This window comes from Paenibacillus sp. FSL H7-0714, assembly GCF_038003765.1.
Classification (GTDB): Bacteria; Bacillota; Bacilli; order Paenibacillales; family Paenibacillaceae; genus Paenibacillus_AQ.
Genome location: NZ_JBBOPT010000001.1, coordinates 1,657,011 through 1,675,654, shown reverse-complemented (window position 1 = coordinate 1,675,654; position 18,644 = coordinate 1,657,011). Strand labels below are relative to the sequence as shown.

Genomic DNA, 18,644 nt, shown 5'->3' with positions numbered 1-18,644 from the left:
CATATGTTCTCGAGGTAGTTGTCTGTGTCTAACACAAATCTGGTCTATCAACTTAATCATAGAAGATTAGCTTGATAAGTAACACCTTAACAATCTAAGTGAAAATCAGGTCAAAATTAGAGATTTATCGGGTGTTTCGCTCGTACGTCTCCCTTGGTGAAGTGAGATGCGGATGATAACGGGACGAGGTGGATTGGAGAGGGCTGATCTGGGGTATTTTTACCCCTCTTTTGCTCAATTCCCGCCCCACGACACCATTCTAAGGGATTTATACCGTTCTTTTGCCCATTTTCCGTCTCACGACACCATTCTACGGGATTTATACCGTTCTTTTGCCCATTTTCCGTCTCACGACACCATTCTAAGGGACTTATACCGTTCTTTTGCCCATTTTCCGTCTCACGACACCATTCTACGGGATTTATACCGTTCTTTTGCACGTTTTCCTCCCCCCAACCCCATTCTACGGGACTTATACCGTTCTTTTGCCCATTTTCCGTCTCACGACACCATTCTAAGGGATTTATACCGTTCTTTTGCACGTTTTCCTCCCCACAACCCCATTCTACGGGATTTATACCGTTCTTTTGCCCATTTTCCGTCTCACGACACCATTCTAAGGGATTTATACCGTTCATTCACCACATATGAAAATCACTAAAAGAATGAACATATTCATAACGACAAACTCTACCGCTTGCCTGGGAAACTACCGGATTGAACCTTCCTTTTTCAGAGAGAGACTTCATATACTTTCTAGCCGTCCTAAGATCAATCCCAAGCTCCCTCACCAAATCAACCGGTCGAATGCACTCATTCGTGCGAACCGCAATCCGCAAAATATCACGCTCCAGTCGGCTAAACTCCTCCTGCTCCTCCATCTTCACAGCGAGGTACGGCATCAGCAATGGTCTTAACAAAGTAATCGTAAGTTCAGGACTCGCATCCAGATCATCATAAGGAATCGCCACGACCCGATAACCCGCGATTTGCAGATAGGTCTCTCGATTCAGCTCCTGCCTGTAGCGTGTTCGGTCTGTATTTTGCACATGTGGACCGTAGCCTTTAACTTCAAACGCAAACTTAACCTGGCCAGGCTTCCACACAAAATCAACAAAGTAGGGCTTGCTACGCCAATCCAATACTTCATATTCAGGATGAAGGTCATTGAAATGCCCCATCATAGGCCACCATACCTTCTCCAAAAACATCCGCTCACCATGGCCATGTCCACGCTCCAATCTCCCCCGCCGTTCTCCCGTTCTTCTACTAATATGATCCTCTACCCACTTACGATGCTCCTCCGTAAATCCCATACGTCACCCTCCTTCTTGGCATAAAAAAATCCCGCACCCAATATGGGTACGGGACGTGCTTCGTCCTATTACTCAAAAGTATAGTGTTCGCTTTCTGATGCTGTCAATAAACACTCTACATTCAATGCTAGATCCAGCAAAATTTAACTAATCCATCAAAAAAGCTAGTTGGTTTAAGTACGTTGCGTTAAAGCAAGGCCAGCTTAAGTAAGCTCATTTGGAGTTAGCTCTAATAGAGTTTGTTCAGAGGAATTAGTTCAGTTACCGTCGACTCAACTTCCCATTCCAGCTACTTACCCCGCCCTGCAAATGTGCAAGCCGAGCATACCCCTGCTTACTCAGAATCCGCGCTGCACTTTTGCTTCGCATACCGCTGCGGCAGTAGAGCAACACATCCCGATCCTTAGGGATTTCACCGAGCCGCTTTTCCAACTGAGACAGCGGGATGTTTTTCGCCCCCGGAATAAATCCACTCTTGTATTCATCCGGTTCGCGGAAATCGATCAGCAGCCTATTTTTGGATTGCTCCATTTCGCTCCGAAACTCTGCCACCTTCAATGTTCTTACACTTACACTTGCGCTTTTCCCAAATCCAAGACGGGACATCCATGAGCTTAAATCCATTATCCTTCACAACAACCTTTCACCGAAATGTCGGAGAGCGTTCTTTTATTCCCTAACAAATCACCATTTACCGCATATAACTTTCGAAAGCCCTGCTTATAAAGAATTCTCGCAGCTTTGTTTCTTTTATAGTAACTATCAGCAAGAATTAGAACCGAATCGTCAGTAGATAGACAATGTTGCCAGACATAGGCTAACCGCCCGATCGATATATTTATCGAGCCACGGATACTATCCTTCTCATAATCTACGGCATCTCTAACATCGAGCATTTTCATGTCCAGTGTTTGATCTGCTAATTCGCGAACGTCGCGGGCTTCCACATATGAGAGTGAACGGACTGGCCAAGCGGAACGTAAGAACCTTACAATACTAAAGGCAATTACTATACTCAGTAGCATCCTAAACATCATGTTCATGCTATTACCCCCGTACCAAAAAATCATCCGTCCAAGCGCTTAATCCGCCCATCATATTCACAACGTTATATCCTTTTTCGCTCAGCAGCTCACACGCCAGTCCACTACGACCACCACTTAGGCACATCACAATCGTCTCTCCATTAGGATCTAGTTCATCTATACGCATTAACAGCTGCCCGAGCGGAATATGCTTCGCACCGATCACATGTCCCTCCACCCATTCGGCGGGTTCGCGTACATCTAGCAGCGTAGGAGCCTCTCCATTCTTCAGACGTTCCACCACTTGCTGAGGGGTAATTTCCTTTGAAATTTTAAAAGACATCGAGCATCTCTCCTTCTCTTTTTTAAAAATAACTTGATTTTAATATCACTATATCATAATATTACGATATAAGGATATTATAAAGCGAGGAGTTCATAACCATGGACAAAAATTTCAAAGCCTATAACCAAACCGCCGAGACCTTAAAGGCTATCGCTCATCCCGTTCGCTTGTGCATCATTAAAGGTCTGCTTGAAAAAGGCAGCTGCAACGTTAGCTTCATGCAGGACTGTCTCGACCTTCCACAATCTACGGTATCCCAGCATTTGCAGAAGCTTAGAGCTCTAGGCATTGTCGAAACCGAACGTAATGGGCTGGAAATTAACTATTCTGTTAAAGACGAGAAAATCAAACATCTAATTCAGCTATTTTTAGGGGAGGAATAAAACATTATGAGTAAAAAAGTACTGATTGTCGGAGGAGTTGCAGGAGGCGCATCAGCGGCCGCCAGGCTTCGGAGATTAGATGAAGAGGCTCATATCATCATGTTTGAACGTGATCCGTACATTTCTTTTGCCAATTGCGGACTGCCTTATTATATCGGAGGTTCCATTCAGGATCGCTCCAAGCTGCTGGTTCAGACACCAGAGGCGATGCATAAACGTTTTAACATCGATGTTCGGATTCAAAGTGAAGTGGTGTCTATCGACCCTGTGAACAAGAAAGTAAGAGTAGAAAGTATAGAAAAAGGCTCCTATGAAGAGAGCTATGATGCGCTTATTTTATCACCCGGCGCTAAACCGATTCGTCCGAATCTACCTGGTATCGAGAGTTCCAAAATTCACATGCTGCGCAACATTCCCGACACCGACAAAATCAAAACCAAAGTCGCAGCCGAAGGCACTCGTTCCGCCGTTGTGATCGGTGGTGGGTTTATCGGTGTTGAGATGGCGGAGAACCTCAGAGAAGCAGGTCTGGAAGTAAGCTTGATCGAGGCGGGTCCACAAATCTTAGCTCCGTTCGATACTGAAATGTCTTCTATTTTGGCAAAAGAGCTCGACGAGCATGGCGTTAATCTTATTTTTTCCGATATGGTCCAGGGGTTTGCAGAAGTGGGTGAACAAATAGAGGTTCAGTTGGCAAGTGGCACTGTGCTTCAAAGTGATATGGTTCTGTTGGCCATCGGCGTTTCGCCGGATACCTCTTTCCTGAAGGATAGTGGTTTAGAGTTCGGTCCACGCGGCCATATCTTGGTCAACGAGCGCATGGAAACAAATTTGGATCAGGTCTATGCAGTAGGTGACGCGGTCGAGGTGGTTGATTTCGTGAACGGAACTAAAACTGCTATTCCACTAGCTGGTCCTGCCAATAAGCAAGGACGGATTGCTGCGGACAACGTCAGCGGTCTAGGCACTACTTACAAAGGATCACAAGGGACTTCTATTATTAAGGTTTTTGGAGTCACGGGTGCTTCTACCGGCAATAACGAAAAAACATTACAACGTTTGGGCTTACCATATCACGTGATTTACGTACATCCAAGCTCTCATGCAACTTATTATCCGGGGGCAACTCCAATATCTATGAAGCTGATTTTTGATCCAAAAGGTACAGTACTCGGCGCACAAGCTGTGGGTTACAGTGGAGTAGATAAACGTATCGACGATATCGCTACAGTGATTCGTTTTAGAGGTTCGGTCACTGATTTAACGGAATTGGAGCTTACTTATGCCCCTCCTTACTCTTCTGCTAAAGATCCAGTGAATATGGCTGGCTTTGCTGCTGAAAATATTTTGAAAGGCATGACTACAGTATTCGTTCCTAAGGATTTAGAAGGTCGTGACAACAACAATACCATTTTAGTTGACGTACGTTCGGAAATCGAGCATGCCAACGGTCATATTGAAGGCTCCATTAACATCCCTGTGGATGATTTGCGTGGTCGTCTAAGTGAGCTTGACCCTAGTAAAGAAATTTGGGTGTATTGCCAAGTTGGACTTAGAGGCTACACAGCTTCCCGGATTTTGCAGCAAAAAGGTTTCCGTGTGAAGAATCTGACCGGAGGCTATAAGACATATCAACTGAGTAAATATTCACCTAAAAAAAAAGATAGTCTGACGCCAAACGCAGGTATTTCAACAGCAGCCCGTAAAGAAATCGCAGCAACGGGAGCACCGGCGGGAACTCACACTGCTTCAGCTGCAGGCAATACCAACGCTACAGCTTTCGCAGCCAACTCCAGCACATCTGTATCCACCCCTGCCAAACAAGAATCCGATCTAACACCTGATTCCGTGCTTGATGCTTGCGGACTATGCTGCCCTGGGCCGCTGATCCAAGTCAAGATGAGCATGGACCCGCTCTTGGACGGGCAAGTCTTAAAGGTAACGGCTTCCGATCCGGGATTCTATGAAGATATTAAGGCATGGGCTCGCATGTCGAAGCATACGCTTTTGCAATTAACGAAGCTGCCTACTGGCATGATTGAAGCTTATCTGCGCAAAGGCATTACCGCGGATTCCGTACCTGCAGGAGCACAGCCCGTCCAAACTAGTAATGCAAGTACGATGGTGGTATTCAGCGGTGATCTGGATAAAGCGATCGCTTCCTTCATCATTGCCAACGGAGCAGCCTCCAGCGGCAAAAAAGTGACGATGTTCTTTACCTTCTGGGGTCTCAATATTATCCGCAAGGATGAGAAAGTGCCTGTGAACAAGAATATTATCGGTAAAATGTTCGGAGCGATGATGCCCCGCGGCAGTCGGAAGCTAACGCTTTCGAATATGAACATGATGGGCATGGGCTCCAAAATGATCCGCTCTGTAATGAAGAACAATAATGTCTCTTCTTTGGAAGAATTGATTCAAATGGCTGTCGACCAAGGCGTCGAGATCGTTGCCTGCCAAATGTCCATGGATCTTATGGGCATCACCCGTGAAGAACTGATCGACGGCGTGGGGATCGGCGGCGTAGGTTATTACCTCGGTCAAGCCGATCAATCTAGTCATAATCTATTTATCTAAATACCTTAACACCGCAAAGAGACTCCTCTATTTATATAGAAGAGTCTCTTTGTTATATAAAAATGAACTCACCAGAATCGGTGATATAGATTTGAATAACCAAAATGCAGAAATTGGCTGAATCTGGATACAGAATCTAAAACCTGCTATCCTATTTAATAGGCATTCATCCGAATAATGACCTATTTTAGGTGGAATAAGGAGATTAAATGAATAACCCGATACATATTCTCGTTGCTGAGGACGACAGCGACATCAACCGATTGCTGTGCAACATTATTAAGAAAAGCGGCTACATCCCCCAACCTGCTTACTCGGGAACGGAGGCACTTCTCTATCTGGAGCAACGTCAATGGAGCATGCTGCTACTGGATCTGATGCTGCCTGGCATGTCGGGAGAGGAACTACTTGAGAAGATTGCCGGGCGGGACGATATGTCGGTAATTATCATTTCAGCCAAGGGTGAGCCCCAGACCAAGGTATCTGCCCTGCGGGCGGGGGCGGATGATTTCATTACGAAGCCTTTCGACGTTGAGGAAGTCTCTGCACGGATCGATTCTCATCTACGTTTGTATTCGCGGATTGCGCAATCGGCTTTGCCTAACGTGCTCCAGCATCAGGGCCTTGTACTTCATCGAGATGCGATGTCGGTTACGGCAAATGGAGCGGAACTGACGCTCACAGCTCTAGAGTTTGAGATTCTCTCGTTGCTTTTGTCGGCCCCTAAGAAGGTGTTCACGAAAGCGAATTTGTACGAAAGGGTCTGGCACGAGCCATATTACGGGGATGACAATACGGTCAATGTCCATATGAGCAATTTGCGCAGCAAGCTAACCAAGGCCGCACCAGGAAGCGAATTTATCGAGACAGTATGGGGCATAGGTTATCGGCTCAAGCCTTAAGACATTCTTAAGATTTGGCTTTAGCTCTTCTTATGTTTTCAATTCTATACTTGGTCTATCACGAAAAGGAGGCCAAGACGAGATGTACGAGTATGTATTAAAAACAAATCAACTATCCAAAAAGTTCAAGGGCCATACAGCGCTGGACAAAGTCAATTTGTCAATCCGTAAAGGCTCTATTTATGGTTTTATTGGGCAAAACGGAGCTGGAAAATCAACATTAATCCGGATTGTGACCGGACTTGCTTTTCCGACTCAGGGGACGATCGAGCTGTTCGGAGCCAGTGAAGAGCAGGCCTTGATCCAGGCTCGTAAGCGAATCGGCTCGATTATCGAGAGTCCCGCTTTGTTCCCCCATATGACTGCGAGCGAAAATTTAGAAGCAAACCGGATTCTACGTGGTATTCCCGGGAAAGATTGCGTTCCTAGAATGCTAGAGCAAGTTGGACTGCAGGGCGCCGGCAAGAAGAAAGCCAAAAATTTCTCACTTGGAATGAAGCAGCGGTTAGGTCTTGCCATCGCCTTGCTGGGAGATCCAGAATTTCTGATTCTGGACGAGCCGACCAATGGGTTAGATCCGATGGGTGTCGTCGAAATGCGCGAACTGCTCAAGCGACTAAACCGTGAGCTTGGCATTACGATAATGATCTCAAGTCATATTCTAAGTGAGCTGCATTTAATGGCAAGTCATTTTGGCATTATTCATCGCGGTCAGTTGCTTGAACAACTCACTGCGGAGGAATTAAACGAGAAATGTCAGCAGTATTTGTTTATCAAAGTGGATGATCCGGGCAAGGCAACAGCCGTCATTCAGAATGAGCTGGGTACGGCCGATTTTGAAGTGATGCAGGATGGAACCATCAAGTTGTATAGCCGTATTGAGCAGCCAGGCAAAGTATCAACAGCGTTATTCTCTGCCGGCCTCGAGATCGAGAAGTTTATGCCTATGGGTGAAGACTTGGAAAGTTATTTTACGAAGCGAATTGGGGGGAATCCAAATGTATAATCTGATCAGAGTGGAGTTTTTCAAGCTCCGTAAGAATAGATCATTTTGGACTTTTCTATTGGCACTTTCCGTACTCTCGCTTGCTTACCCATTGCTATATTATTTTGATCATCAGTCCAATGGGGAACCTCAGATCACCGGCGCTGAATTTCTGACTACCTTTATTTCAAGCAATGCCTACATTATTAAATTCGGCGTAGCCATTCTGGCTGGATTCTTTATCTCTAACGAATATTCCACAGGGGTCATGAAGACGATCGCATCTTCAGGCAACACCAGAGGCCGGCTGTTCGCAGCAAAACTAATCGTATTCGCAGTTGGGGCCATGGCGATTTCGCTCGTCTTTCCTATTGTCAGCACAGTCGAAGTCACGCTGCTTTCGGGCTTCGGTCATCTGCCGGAAGGAAGCACTACACTTTTTATACCGCGAGCCCTCGGGCTAATGTTGTTGTACACAGCTGGTTACGCAGCCATCGGGGCGCTGTTCACCGTAATCCTAACCGACAGCGGCAAAACTATCGGCTTCTCAATGATTTTCTTCCTTATGATCGATACGGTTTTGGCTAGTATAGGTTCGAAGATCTCTTTCTTTAGTAGTTTGTACGATTATTCCATCTTCAAACGGGTGAGCGATATCGGTAAGCCCAGTATCGACAGTGGAGATTGGCCAGCGCTTTTACTTGTACCGTTGTTGACAATAGCCGTTTCCGGGGTACTCGGTATTCTCGTATTCCACAGAAAAGAAATTAAATAACAAATAGGAGGTGCAGGAGAGTGTTGCTTATTCTGACAATCATATTGTTTGCGGCAGGAGCTCTCCTGCTTTTCCGTTTGTTGATGTTAAGGCGAGAGCTAGGGCGGATAACAGAGCAATTGCATACCTACAACGAGCGAGCAACCGGCAAAAAAATTGATGTGGCTCTATTCGACCAGAAGCTTGAGGCGCTTGCGGGACAAATCAATCGTCAATCTGATTTAATCGTCGAAGCGGAAGCCCAGCGAATACGTGTCGAACAAGAATTCCGTCAGGCTGTAGCGAATATTTCACATGATATCCGTACACCCCTCACCTCCATCTTCGGTTATATTCAACTGTTGGAGGATGAGTCAATTACCCCTGATGAAAAACTTGAATATGTTGCCATCGTTAAAAATCGGACGAAACGGCTGCAGGCACTGCTGAATGATTTTTTTGAGCTTTCCTTGATCGAATCGCTAGATTATCCTCTACATACAGAAAAGCTTGGGATGACGGCCCTACTCTCGGAAATTCTGGTCGGATTTTACGATTCCTTCAACGATCGCAATATTACACCGGATATACGGCTACCTGAGGAAAATGTATCCCTATACGCCGATGAATCCGCTGTGCGGAGAGTTGTCGAGAATTTACTTGTCAATACGGTCAAACATGCGACCGGGTATGTGGAAATCCGTTTCGAACGACAGCAGGAAACAGCTGATTTAACGATAGTAAACGATGCGAAGGAACTAGACGGAAGCGATGTTAACCTCTTATTCGACCGATTCTATACCGCAGACCGTACCCGATCTTCTCAAGCCTCCGGGCTGGGTCTCTCCATCGCCAAAAGTCTGATGAATAAAATGGGTGGCACGCTAACAGCCGAACTGGAGGGTGAGAAGCTGATAATGACTTGCCGTTGGAAACTAGGCGATGCTGGCATTAACTTGGCTACTTAATTCACTTTATATTTGGACTAGACTAACCATTGTTCTAACCCGTTTATGGAATGTAGCCCATCCTCGATATTCAATGGCCTGCAGGTTCCAAAAAGACTCTTCTATTCATATAGAAGAGTCTTTTTGGTCGTTAAGAGCTAGCAGAGTAATGTTCAAATCTAACTCAGCAAGTTGATGCTTGCTTCTTCAAGCGATGGTATAAGAAATTTATGATCGATTGGCGATGACATCACGATTAGAATCGTATAGGTACCGTATTTGTCACATTGATTACCGAACTCCTCGAGGGCTCGTGTAGAGTCGGTTACTATTTTCAATAAGTAGTTGTGTTCCCCACTTATACGGTAACATTCGACGACATCAGGACTGGAGCGGCAGAAATCAAGAAATGCGTTACAATCCCTAGAATGAAATAACATGTAGGCAGCAGCATGTTTTCCAATCTTTTCAGGGGAAATGATGGTGCGATACTCGTTGATGATGCCTTTCTCCTCCATACGCCTAACTCTTTCCGTAACTGCAGGTTGCGATAAACCGACACATTTTCCCAGCTCTGTCATAGAAATTCTCGCTTGATTTTGAAGATGAAAAAGAATTTGCTTATCAATATGGTCCATCAAAATCACATCCTTTAAATTTAAGGTTCCCCCTATAAACTAGCTTGTAATTAACCGTTATAAGGCTAATTTAACTTAGTTGCCTTATGTAATCAAGATAACTTGTTATATATAATAACCCTACAATAGTAAAGTGTTCCTGGCTTTAACTATTCCGAAGGGATGAAGAATGTTGAGTATATTGGATTCAAACAAAATAAATACAGAATGGTTATCAGGTCGCATCGATGAAGTAATTGATCGAACCCTTGCTGACAAGCGCCTGGTCGGTGCTGTCATTAAAGTGGCGATAGATGGGGAACTGGTTTATAGCCGCGCTGCCGGTCTTGCCGACCGCGAGATGAACCGACTTATGCGGGAAGACGCCTTATTCAGGCTCGCCTCGGTTAGCAAACCTATCGTTTCAACGGCAGCCCTAGTATTAGTTGCGCAAGGTCGCCTACAGCTCGACGACCGCGTTGATCGTTGGCTTCCAGAGTTTCGGCCACGTTTGCAAAATGGCGAGTTCGCGACATTGACGATTCGTCATTTGATGACGCACACCGCAGGCCTGTCTTACCGATTTTTTCAAGAAGAGAATGGTTCCTATCAGTCAGCAGGGGTATCAGATGGTATGGATCAGTCCGGCATCACATTGGAAGAGAACTTGCGTCGTCTTGCCTCTGTACCCCTCCTCTATACGCCAGGTACCGAGTGGAAATACTCCATCGCGACAGACGTGCTAGGAGCAGTAATTGCAAAGGTCACAGAAACACCGCTCAGTGAGGCCGTACATTCACTCGTGACAAAGCCGCTTGGCATGAGCGACACGGGTTTTATTGCAGTCGATCGAGAACGACTGGCCACTTCCTATGCCAATGATACTCCAGAGCCACGACCTTTACTTGATCCCGACAGTATTGCCTTTGTGGAGGGAACGGCTGGATTCCTGCTTGCCCCTGGTCGAGCACTTGACGATGCTGCCTATCATTCTGGAGGAGCTGGCATGGTCGGCAGCGCCGGTGATTTTTTGCAACTGCTAGAAACATTACGCAAGGGTGGAGCACCACTGGTACCGGAGTCTCTGGTTCACGATATGACGACCAATCAGATCGGTGATCTGCCAATGGCCTTTTGGCCAGGACGAGGCTTTGGCCTAGGCATTACGGTACTGAAGGATCCTGTCGCCGCAGACACTTCGGAATCCCCGGGTACATGGCGTATGGGTGGCACCTATGGTCATTCGTGGTTCGTCGACCCCGAGCAACGGCTCAGTGTCGTGGCATTTACTAATACTGCACTAGAAGGCATGTCGGGTCAGTTTACTGTTGACCTTTGTGATGCCATTTATGATAGACGTAATAAATAAAGAACGAACACAAAGAGCCTTGGTCCGGAATGAACCGGTCTAGGCTCTCTGTCTAGTAAACCCTATTCGAGTGTGTATCATTGAGTTTTTTACAATTTAAAAGAGAGGTGCTTCTCCAATGACCCAAAACACAACTTCTGCCACACAAAGTGCCTCCAGTACTCCCTCTTCTGAACATTTACCATGGGCAGGATTACTCGCCCTTGCTATGACGGGGTTTATCTGTATTCTTACCGAAACGATTCCGGCCGGCTTGTTGCTCCAAATAGGTGATGGGCTTGGTGTCTCCGAGGCCCTTGCGGGTCAACTTGTCACTTTGTACGCCCTTGGTTCACTGTTGGCCGCGATTCCCTTAACCACCATGACGCGTGGATGGCGGCGGCGACCACTGCTACTAATGTGCATCCTTGGTTTTCTCGTATTCAACACCGTCACCACTTTTTCTTCCAATTATATACTTACGCTGGTAGCTCGGTTCTTCGCAGGCGTATCCGCTGGAGTCTTATGGGGCATGATAGCAGGTTATGCCCGGCGCATGGTGCCGGGTCACTCAAGGGACGAGCAATGGCGGTAGCGATGGTTGGCACGCCTCTAGCTCTGGCACTCGGAGTCCCTGCTGGAACACTGCTTGGCACTCTTGTGGGCTGGCGCTCCATCTTCGGGATCATGTCGCTGCTGGCTCTGATGCTAGTCGGCTGGGTACTTTGGAAGCTACCGGACTATCCAGGGGAGGCTCCTGATAAGCAGCTCCCTCTCTACAAGGTTTTTGTTATTCCGGGGGTACGGCCGATACTGTTTGTCGTTCTGGCATGGGTGCTAGCACATAACATCCTGTATACCTACATTGCACCCTATCTTACTCAGGCTGGGCTTACCCAGCGCGTTGACTTGGTACTGCTTATTTTCGGCATTACTGCGCTTATTGGCATCTGGTTCATCGGTATTTTGATCGACCGTAAACTACGTCCATTGCTTCTAATCAGCCTCGCTGCTTTCGCCTTGTCATCCATTGCACTAGGCATTAGTAGCAGCCAACCCGTAGTGATCTATCTAGTGGTTGCTGTGTGGGGGTTGACGTTCGGAGGAGCGGCTACTTTGCTACAAACAGCAGTTGCTGAAGCAGCTGGCGAAAGTGCAGATGTGGCCCAGTCGATGTTAGTGACGGCATGGAACCTAGCTATCGGCGGTGGCGGCGTGATGGGTGGGATTCTTATTGAAACAGTTGGTGTCCGCTCCTTCCCGTGGGTACTGTTTATTCTATTGATTCTTGCGCTACTAGTAGCGTGGCGCGCTAAAGAATACGGATTTCCTTCAAGGAAGCGTTGAGGCACACCTATGAAATCATGCGACAATCATCAAGTTTACGAATCACGGTAGCCGAACAAGAAATTTTTTCAAAAAAAGCCAGTGGTGCATATTATATTTGACTAATATGTACCACTAGCTTACTTATATTAAATTCCCATAAATTATAGTTCTCGGACCAGACTTGGCCTTTTCTGATCTCCTACTCTACAGCCAAAGCATTAAATTCTTGCAGATCCTTGGCTAAATCTTCTTCTGTGTATTTCCCTTGACCGAACCCAACCAGCGCCCGTAGCGGCATATATTTCATCATCGCCATGAACATTTCTGGATTATCGTCCATCGCACCTTCCATGCCAAAAATACTGCTGAACTCCTTCACTTTATCTGCCGTGCGTGGATTGTCCAGCAAATCACCAACGGTACTGTTGCGATGATAACTTAATGCATGCGGAGCAGTCGATTCCACTTCAATAGAAGCAGTCAGACGAATATCCCGCGAAGATGAACCGATAGCAATCTCAAAGACTCCACTTTCCACATGCCAATCACCAATGTTAACGTTGTAATAAGCAAAGGAGCGTTTATCCAGTTCAAAAGAAACCTCTTGCTCTTCACCAGGCTGCAGCGCTAGCTTCTGGAAGCCCTTAAGCTCCTTAAGTGGACGGATCACGCTGCTCTTCACATCGCTAACATAGAGCTGAACGATTTCTTTTCCTGCGCGAGTACCCGTGTTTTTGACGGTGGCCGTAACTTGTACGTTCTCGGTATCTTTTATGCTGCTCTTGGAGATTCTCAAATTGCTGTATTGAAACGCTGTGTAGCTTAGTCCAAAGCCGAAAGGAAACAGCGGTTCAAGCTCTTTTTTATCATAATAACGATAGCCTACAAACAAGCCTTCTTTGTACTCTACCGTATCCCCTTCACCTGGGAAATTAAGAAAGGATGGATTATCGCTCAGCTTCATCGGGAAGGTCTCTGCCAGTTTACCACTTGGACTAACCTCTCCAAACAGTAAATCTGCCATTGCACCGCCAAAAGCCTGACCGCCTAGATAACCTTCAAGAATACCCTTCGTTTTATGAATCCAAGGCATTTCTATGGGTGAACCATTGCTGAGTACAACAACGATATTGCTTTGCACCTCAGACACTGCATCGATCAGCGCTTTATGGCTCTCTGGAAGCGACAAATGACTACGATCATAACCTTCTGATTCATAGTTATCCGGAAGTCCAAGGAACAATACGGCTACATCCCCTTTTGCCGCTGTATCCCGTGCTTCTTGTAACAAAGCTTCATTAATCCCGTCATGATTCAGTTCATATCCTTGCGCATATAGCAGTTCGGCAGAACCTGCAAGGGCCTTCATCTCTTCAAAAGCATCGTCCAATTTCGTCGGATTCACATGTGAGCTGCCCCCGCCCTGATAACGCGGATTTTTAGCAAACTCGCCAATGACCGCAATCGTTCCTTGCTTTGACAGCGGCAGAATGCCTTCCTCATTTCTAAGGAGAACCATGCTCTCCCGCGCCACTTCACGAGCCAGACGGTGATGCTCATCAGCATTAAATGAAGCATTATCTTTACGGTTCTCCACCGCCTTAAAAACAAAGGTAAGTAACCGTTCCACTGCAAGATCTAACGTTTCTTCAGACAGCTCGCCACTTTGTACTGCTGCGACAATCTTGGCATCACCAATGCCTCCGGTTGACGGCATTTCCAGCTCCAGTCCTGCTTGTAGAGCCTTCACCCGTTCATTAACCGCTCCCCAGTCGGACACGACGAATCCCTCGTAGCCCCATTCCTCTCTAAGAATCTTTGTCAGGAGAAATTCACTCTCAGAGGCATATTCACCATTTACCCGGTTATAAGAGCACATCACGCTCCATGGCTGACTCTGCTTAACTGCGCCTTCAAAGCTAGCCAGATAAATCTCCCGCAGCGTCCGCTCATCAATAACAGCATCAACAGACATTCTCCGGTGCTCCTGATTATTAGCGGCAAAATGCTTAAGCGAGGTGCCTACCCCTTCACTTTGCACACCTTTAATATGATTCCCACCCATCTCCGAGGAAAGATAAGGGTCTTCCGAAAAATACTCAAAGTTACGGCCGTTCAGTGGAGAGCGCTTAATATTTGTTCCCGGTCCGAGCAGAACAGCAACGTTCTCTGCTTGACACTCTTTCCCGAGTGCTTTACCTACACGCCCGATTAACTCCCGATCCCAGGAAGAGGCCATCCCTGCTGCCGAAGGAAAACAAGTCGCGGGTACACTGTTATGGAGTCCGAGGTGATCGGCGCTCTCTTTTTGCTTGCGTAAACCATGCGGTCCGTCCGTTACCATTAAAGAGGGGATTCCGAGTCGTTCAATGCCCTTTGTATTCCAGAAATCAAGCCCTGAGCAGAGTCCTGCTTTCTCCTCCAGGGTCATTTGTGATATGAGTTCATGAATGTTGGTTTTCATAAAAATACCTCCTCTGAATGTATACTATCCCCATTTTAATCTACTTCATGTTAGATTTATGGCATTATCATTGTATTTTTGGTATTCTGGTTGGGCGAGGAGGTTGAAAGAATGTTGAATCATTTGGACGGTCATGAAGGAGCTCAATATATTTGTAAAGTGTTGTATGAATCGCTGCAAATTCCTGTGTTTCTGCTAGATGCCAATCGGAGAATCGAGCTAGCGCTGCCTTCCTCTTCAGAGAGCGCCCCGTGGGTTCATAACCTCAATGAGCTCCTTTCAGAAATTGCAGACTCTACTAAAAGCGAGAACAACTCTAACCACGATAGTTCAAATGCCTCTATACCGATCATTCGCACCACTAACTTCCTAGAGAATTACATCCTTCTCCATCTGCCCTCAGGCAGCAGTAACGGGGGAAGTATTGTGATCGGTCCTACACTTTATACTCACCATTCAGAGGACAATATGACAAGTCTGATGCGTGACCATGAAGTTCCATTAAAGCTTCAAGAGCAATGGATGAAATACTACCGCAGCTTGACCGTGCTAAATAAAATGAGACTCTACCATACCGCTATGCTGATGTACTCGCTCGTCACCGGAAAGACGTTATCTCTTAGCGAACTGCTACTCGACACCCGAACTCTTGAGCATAAACAGCCTCCCGCAGGCAGTTTAGACTTGGACGTTTCCTACCGACGTGAGAATACATGGCTGCACCACGAACCCATGCTGGAAAAATCCTTATTTCACCATATCAAAAATGGAAATAAAGCAGAGCTACTTCGTGTCCAAGCAACCTTCTCTGAAGACAATTATGGAGTTCTCTCCAAGAAGAGCCATTTACGCAACAAAAAAAATCTGGCGATCTCCTGTATTACGCTCGCTACTCGTGCAGCTATAGATGGAGGACTGTATTGGGAGATTTCTTATACCCTCAGCGACTTTCATATCCAGCATATCGAAGAACTAAAGGATGTTCCGGCTGTAGATCATGCTATTCTTAATGCGCTTTGCGATTTCGCCGACCATGTCAAAGAGAGCCGGATGGCGAAACTTTCGCGCACCGTGGCCCTCTGTCAGAACTATATTTTTAATCACTTATATGAGGAACTCTCCTTAGATAAGCTGGCTGAAGTCGCTGGATTGAACAGAAGCTATCTCTCCCTATTATTTAAGAAGGAAACAGGATTCACCATCAGTGATTTTATTCAATTCGAGCGGATTGTAGAAGCCAAACGATTAATTGAATTACCGGGCATTAGCTTATCTGATATCGCTACGAGGCTACATTTCAATGACCAGAGCTATTTTACCAAAGTGTTTAAGAAATATACTGGCACCACCCCTAAACAATTTAGAAGAAACTGGGAAAGCACGCTTTAAGTATAGATGACACGACAAAAAAACTAAAAAGAGGATTAAAGATCAGTGATGGCTGCCAGAACAGTATTATTGAAGTAATCCACATACATATTTTTAAATGGCTTCTGGTGATCTAGCTCTACGGATAAATGCACCGTAACTGTCTGATAAATCGGATCAACGCAGAGGAAAGGACCTGCCGCGCCCCAGTGTGAATAGGCTTCTGGCGAGAACAAATCTCCACCGTCACGCTTCGAACCGTTAATCGCCCATCCGTACCCCCAATACGCTTCTGGAAAAACCTCGTCTCTATATTGTGAGGATACGCCTGGAATTTGATTGCGGGTCATTTCTTTTACGGTTACCGGACTAAGGAATCGTACTCCGTTATATATCCCGCCGTTAAGAAACATCTGGCCAAAGACAGCCAAATCCATAGCCGTGGAGTAAGCGCCGCCCCCCGCAGATACGGAATTCAAATTATACTCGCTGTCCACCCATTCCGCGCACGCTGCTTCTGGTGCACGTCTTACTACTTTGTCCCGCACGTCCATGGGTACACGATAATATGTATTTTCCATGCCAAGCGGTTGAAAAATAGTTTCCTTTACGAATACATCATAAGCTTGTCCGCTAACGCGCCGGATGATTTCACCCAACAGCTCATAGCCATACCCGCAATAAGACATGACCGTACCAGGTTCGTTACTAAGCGGTGCATCATAACCGCCATATAAGTACTTATGCTGATCTGGATCTTGATTAGGTTCATGTGGAGGGTACTCTCCTTGTTCCTTTTTCAACTGTCCGTTCTGCCAAATCACCTCACCTTCTAGGCCAGAGGTATGTGTCAATAAGTGATGTACGCATACCTTAGTTTTGCCTTCACCTGTAAATTCGGGGATGTAATCGGAAACAGGTCTGTTTAGACCAATCTTCCCTTGTTCCATTAACATCATTATAGCGGTTGCCGTAAACAGTTTTGTTATGGAACACAGTGGATAAATAGCATCTACAGTTAATTCCGCTGCGCCTAGCTCCGGACCGAATTTCCCGTTCGCTTGATGGACCAGTAGCGTCCCCTTTCTCGCAGCAACAATAACTTGTGCCGGTGTGATGTTGTCTTCAACCATTTGTGCAGCTGCTATACGTATGCGCTCTACACCGTAAGCCGACACACCCGCCTGTTCTAAAGAATGAAATAATAGTTCTTTCATGGGTAGCCCTCCTAAATAAATTTATTCAATACACATATAAACTATTATACAAATATGTTAAATAATCCTGCTTACTTACTATTTACCTGTGACTCCATGGTTAATGGGCAACTCTTAATAAAAGAAAAACGCTAATCTCGGTTATCTCCCGAAAATTAGCATTTTATTTTAACCGCATCCACTTCTTCACTAAGTGACCGCTACCTTAAAAGCATCGACATTTAATGCCGTCCCATTGATGGTTAATGTGGCGTTGTAATAACCGCGATCACCACTCGGCTTACATTTATAATCACCCGAACATCCGCACACAAAGAATTTTGTATTTGTATAACCTGGATATATATTAGTAAGCTTTCGATAAAACAAATGTCCATGATGTGTGAAAATAGCTAGCACTTTATCTCTCACTTTCGTAGGAATAGCTGCAAAAAACTTAGCAGTCTCCGCCGCGCTTAATACATGGCTAGGATCGACCGTGATCCCGCTCACTTTTAAAGGCCAATGAAAATCAATAATATAAAAATGCTGATCATCTAAATTTTTCAATATATTTATACTACCCGGAGTGAACAGACCCAGAGCACAATTAAGCCACACGTACTTCACCTTACCCTGTGTCCCAGGGAAATTCATTTGCCCTTCTACTGCACCTAAATATTGCGTGAATAAGGACTGGGTACTTGCTTCCCAATTTCCTATCGATGCTTTATAGGGGATACTTCCGAGCGTGCTAGTTACTGTATCCTTGAAGTCCTTGTAGTAAGCATTTGCATTATTTCCATGATTCGCTCCCGCTTGCGTGTTATCTCCTCCAAAAATAACAAATCTCTTATTCCCGCTGCTTACTGCTTTAGGCAAAAGATTTCTAAAAATGCTAGAGCTATTCCCATATCCCACATGACTATCCCCAATAACCGCGAAGTTAATGGTCTGAGCTGCTGCTTTAGGATTCAGATTTCGTTTGGGCTTAGGTCTGGAGAGAAGCTCTCGCTTCTTAGTGGAGGCTATCTGCTTTTTCATCTTAATCACCTCTTTATAATGGATAAAGAATACCTGGTAGTAT

General features: G+C 45.8%; 17 protein-coding genes and 1 pseudogene. 9 read left to right on the top strand and 9 right to left on the bottom strand.

What is annotated here, in order from left to right; genetic code table 11:
• Nucleotides 1–116: 116 nt before the first annotated feature.
• The 5 genes from NST34_RS07420 to NST34_RS07400 all read right to left on the bottom strand — a co-directional run bounded on the left by NST34_RS07420 (nt 117) and on the right by NST34_RS07400 (nt 2,684).
• On the bottom strand, nt 117–542 hold the full coding sequence (locus tag NST34_RS07420) for a hypothetical protein (protein ID WP_341127489.1): 426 nt from the start codon (nt 540–542) through the stop codon (nt 117–119).
• Between the two features lie 96 nt (nt 543–638).
• A complete protein-coding gene (locus NST34_RS07415; protein WP_341127488.1) occupies nt 639–1,316 on the bottom strand; it encodes a hypothetical protein in 678 nt (225 codons plus the stop codon).
• A gap of 261 nt (nt 1,317–1,577) precedes the next feature.
• Entirely contained in the window at nt 1,578–1,940 is a 363-nt protein-coding gene (locus NST34_RS07410) for a rhodanese-like domain-containing protein (RefSeq protein ID WP_341127487.1), read from the bottom strand.
• Complete coding sequence (locus NST34_RS07405) at nt 1,940–2,359, bottom strand: rhodanese-like domain-containing protein (RefSeq protein ID WP_076284329.1); 420 nt, start codon at nt 2,357–2,359, stop codon at nt 1,940–1,942. Before NST34_RS07405 ends, NST34_RS07410 begins: the two co-directional genes overlap by 1 nt.
• A gap of 4 nt (nt 2,360–2,363) precedes the next feature.
• Nucleotides 2,364–2,684, bottom strand: coding sequence for a rhodanese-like domain-containing protein (locus tag NST34_RS07400; protein WP_341127486.1), 321 nt, complete (start codon nt 2,682–2,684; stop codon nt 2,364–2,366).
• 101 nt (nt 2,685–2,785) lie between these two features.
• On the opposite strand from NST34_RS07400, the gene NST34_RS07395 reads away from it, so the two are divergent.
• From NST34_RS07395 to NST34_RS07370, 6 genes are all read left to right on the top strand, one after another.
• On the top strand, nt 2,786–3,070 hold the full coding sequence (locus NST34_RS07395) for an ArsR/SmtB family transcription factor (RefSeq protein ID WP_042185935.1): 285 nt from the start codon (nt 2,786–2,788) through the stop codon (nt 3,068–3,070).
• A 6-nt stretch (nt 3,071–3,076) separates the two neighbouring features.
• On the top strand, nt 3,077–5,647 hold the full coding sequence (locus NST34_RS07390; protein ID WP_341127485.1) for an FAD-dependent oxidoreductase: 2,571 nt from the start codon (nt 3,077–3,079) through the stop codon (nt 5,645–5,647).
• A 209-nt stretch (nt 5,648–5,856) separates the two neighbouring features.
• Nucleotides 5,857–6,549 carry a response regulator transcription factor gene (locus NST34_RS07385; RefSeq protein ID WP_076284332.1) on the top strand — a complete coding sequence of 231 codons (693 nt, stop codon included), beginning with the start codon at nt 5,857–5,859 and terminating at the stop codon, nt 6,547–6,549.
• Between the two features lie 82 nt (nt 6,550–6,631).
• Entirely contained in the window at nt 6,632–7,555 is a 924-nt protein-coding gene (locus tag NST34_RS07380) for an ABC transporter ATP-binding protein (protein WP_076284333.1), read from the top strand.
• Nucleotides 7,548–8,309, top strand: coding sequence for an ABC transporter permease (locus NST34_RS07375; protein WP_341127484.1), 762 nt, complete (start codon nt 7,548–7,550; stop codon nt 8,307–8,309). The genes NST34_RS07380 and NST34_RS07375 overlap by 8 nt, the downstream gene beginning before the upstream one ends.
• A gap of 20 nt (nt 8,310–8,329) precedes the next feature.
• Entirely contained in the window at nt 8,330–9,256 is a 927-nt protein-coding gene (locus NST34_RS07370) for a sensor histidine kinase (protein WP_256721625.1), read from the top strand.
• Nucleotides 9,257–9,414: 158 nt separating this feature from the next.
• On the opposite strand, the gene NST34_RS07365 is transcribed toward NST34_RS07370, so the two are convergent.
• A complete protein-coding gene (locus NST34_RS07365) occupies nt 9,415–9,873 on the bottom strand; it encodes an Lrp/AsnC family transcriptional regulator (RefSeq protein WP_341127483.1) in 459 nt (152 codons plus the stop codon).
• Between the two features lie 169 nt (nt 9,874–10,042).
• Between NST34_RS07365 and NST34_RS07360 the strand changes: the two genes are divergently transcribed.
• Both NST34_RS07360 and NST34_RS07355 read left to right on the top strand, forming a co-directional pair.
• Nucleotides 10,043–11,221 carry a serine hydrolase domain-containing protein gene (locus tag NST34_RS07360; protein ID WP_076284336.1) on the top strand — a complete coding sequence of 393 codons (1,179 nt, stop codon included), beginning with the start codon at nt 10,043–10,045 and terminating at the stop codon, nt 11,219–11,221.
• Between the two features lie 118 nt (nt 11,222–11,339).
• Nucleotides 11,340–12,547, top strand: a pseudogene (locus tag NST34_RS07355) (MFS transporter).
• 181 nt (nt 12,548–12,728) lie between these two features.
• Here the strand turns inward: NST34_RS07355 and NST34_RS07350 are convergent.
• Entirely contained in the window at nt 12,729–14,993 is a 2,265-nt protein-coding gene (locus NST34_RS07350; RefSeq protein WP_341127482.1) for a beta-glucosidase family protein, read from the bottom strand.
• A gap of 111 nt (nt 14,994–15,104) precedes the next feature.
• On the opposite strand from NST34_RS07350, the gene NST34_RS07345 reads away from it, so the two are divergent.
• Entirely contained in the window at nt 15,105–16,382 is a 1,278-nt protein-coding gene (locus NST34_RS07345; protein ID WP_341127481.1) for an AraC family transcriptional regulator, read from the top strand.
• Between the two features lie 35 nt (nt 16,383–16,417).
• On the opposite strand, the gene NST34_RS07340 is transcribed toward NST34_RS07345, so the two are convergent.
• Together NST34_RS07340 and NST34_RS07335 are read right to left on the bottom strand one after the other, a co-directional pair.
• On the bottom strand, nt 16,418–17,578 hold the full coding sequence (locus tag NST34_RS07340) for a serine hydrolase domain-containing protein (RefSeq protein WP_076298164.1): 1,161 nt from the start codon (nt 17,576–17,578) through the stop codon (nt 16,418–16,420).
• Between the two features lie 189 nt (nt 17,579–17,767).
• A complete protein-coding gene (locus tag NST34_RS07335; protein ID WP_341127480.1) occupies nt 17,768–18,601 on the bottom strand; it encodes a metallophosphoesterase family protein in 834 nt (277 codons plus the stop codon).
• Nucleotides 18,602–18,644: the final 43 nt, after the last annotated feature.

Bases quoted from the DNA above. Each gene is read 5' to 3' on its own strand.
- NST34_RS07390 (WP_341127485.1), top strand. From the start codon at position 3,077: ATGAGTAAAAAAGTACTGATTGTCGGAGGAGTTGCAGGAGGCGCATCA.
- NST34_RS07395 (WP_042185935.1), top strand. From the start codon at position 2,786: ATGGACAAAAATTTCAAAGCCTATAACCAAACCGCCGAGACCTTAAAG.
- NST34_RS07385 (WP_076284332.1), top strand. From the start codon at position 5,857: ATGAATAACCCGATACATATTCTCGTTGCTGAGGACGACAGCGACATC.
- NST34_RS07360 (WP_076284336.1), top strand. From the start codon at position 10,043: ATGTTGAGTATATTGGATTCAAACAAAATAAATACAGAATGGTTATCA.
- NST34_RS07400 (WP_341127486.1), bottom strand. From the start codon at position 2,684: ATGTCTTTTAAAATTTCAAAGGAAATTACCCCTCAGCAAGTGGTGGAA.
- NST34_RS07380 (WP_076284333.1), top strand. From the start codon at position 6,632: ATGTACGAGTATGTATTAAAAACAAATCAACTATCCAAAAAGTTCAAG.
- NST34_RS07410 (WP_341127487.1), bottom strand. From the start codon at position 1,940: ATGGATTTAAGCTCATGGATGTCCCGTCTTGGATTTGGGAAAAGCGCA.
- NST34_RS07340 (WP_076298164.1), bottom strand. From the start codon at position 17,578: ATGAAAGAACTATTATTTCATTCTTTAGAACAGGCGGGTGTGTCGGCT.
- NST34_RS07365 (WP_341127483.1), bottom strand. From the start codon at position 9,873: ATGGACCATATTGATAAGCAAATTCTTTTTCATCTTCAAAATCAAGCG.
- NST34_RS07415 (WP_341127488.1), bottom strand. From the start codon at position 1,316: ATGGGATTTACGGAGGAGCATCGTAAGTGGGTAGAGGATCATATTAGT.
- NST34_RS07405 (WP_076284329.1), bottom strand. From the start codon at position 2,359: ATGAACATGATGTTTAGGATGCTACTGAGTATAGTAATTGCCTTTAGT.
- NST34_RS07350 (WP_341127482.1), bottom strand. From the start codon at position 14,993: ATGAAAACCAACATTCATGAACTCATATCACAAATGACCCTGGAGGAG.
- NST34_RS07375 (WP_341127484.1), top strand. From the start codon at position 7,548: ATGTATAATCTGATCAGAGTGGAGTTTTTCAAGCTCCGTAAGAATAGA.
- NST34_RS07345 (WP_341127481.1), top strand. From the start codon at position 15,105: ATGTTGAATCATTTGGACGGTCATGAAGGAGCTCAATATATTTGTAAA.
- NST34_RS07335 (WP_341127480.1), bottom strand. From the start codon at position 18,601: ATGAAAAAGCAGATAGCCTCCACTAAGAAGCGAGAGCTTCTCTCCAGA.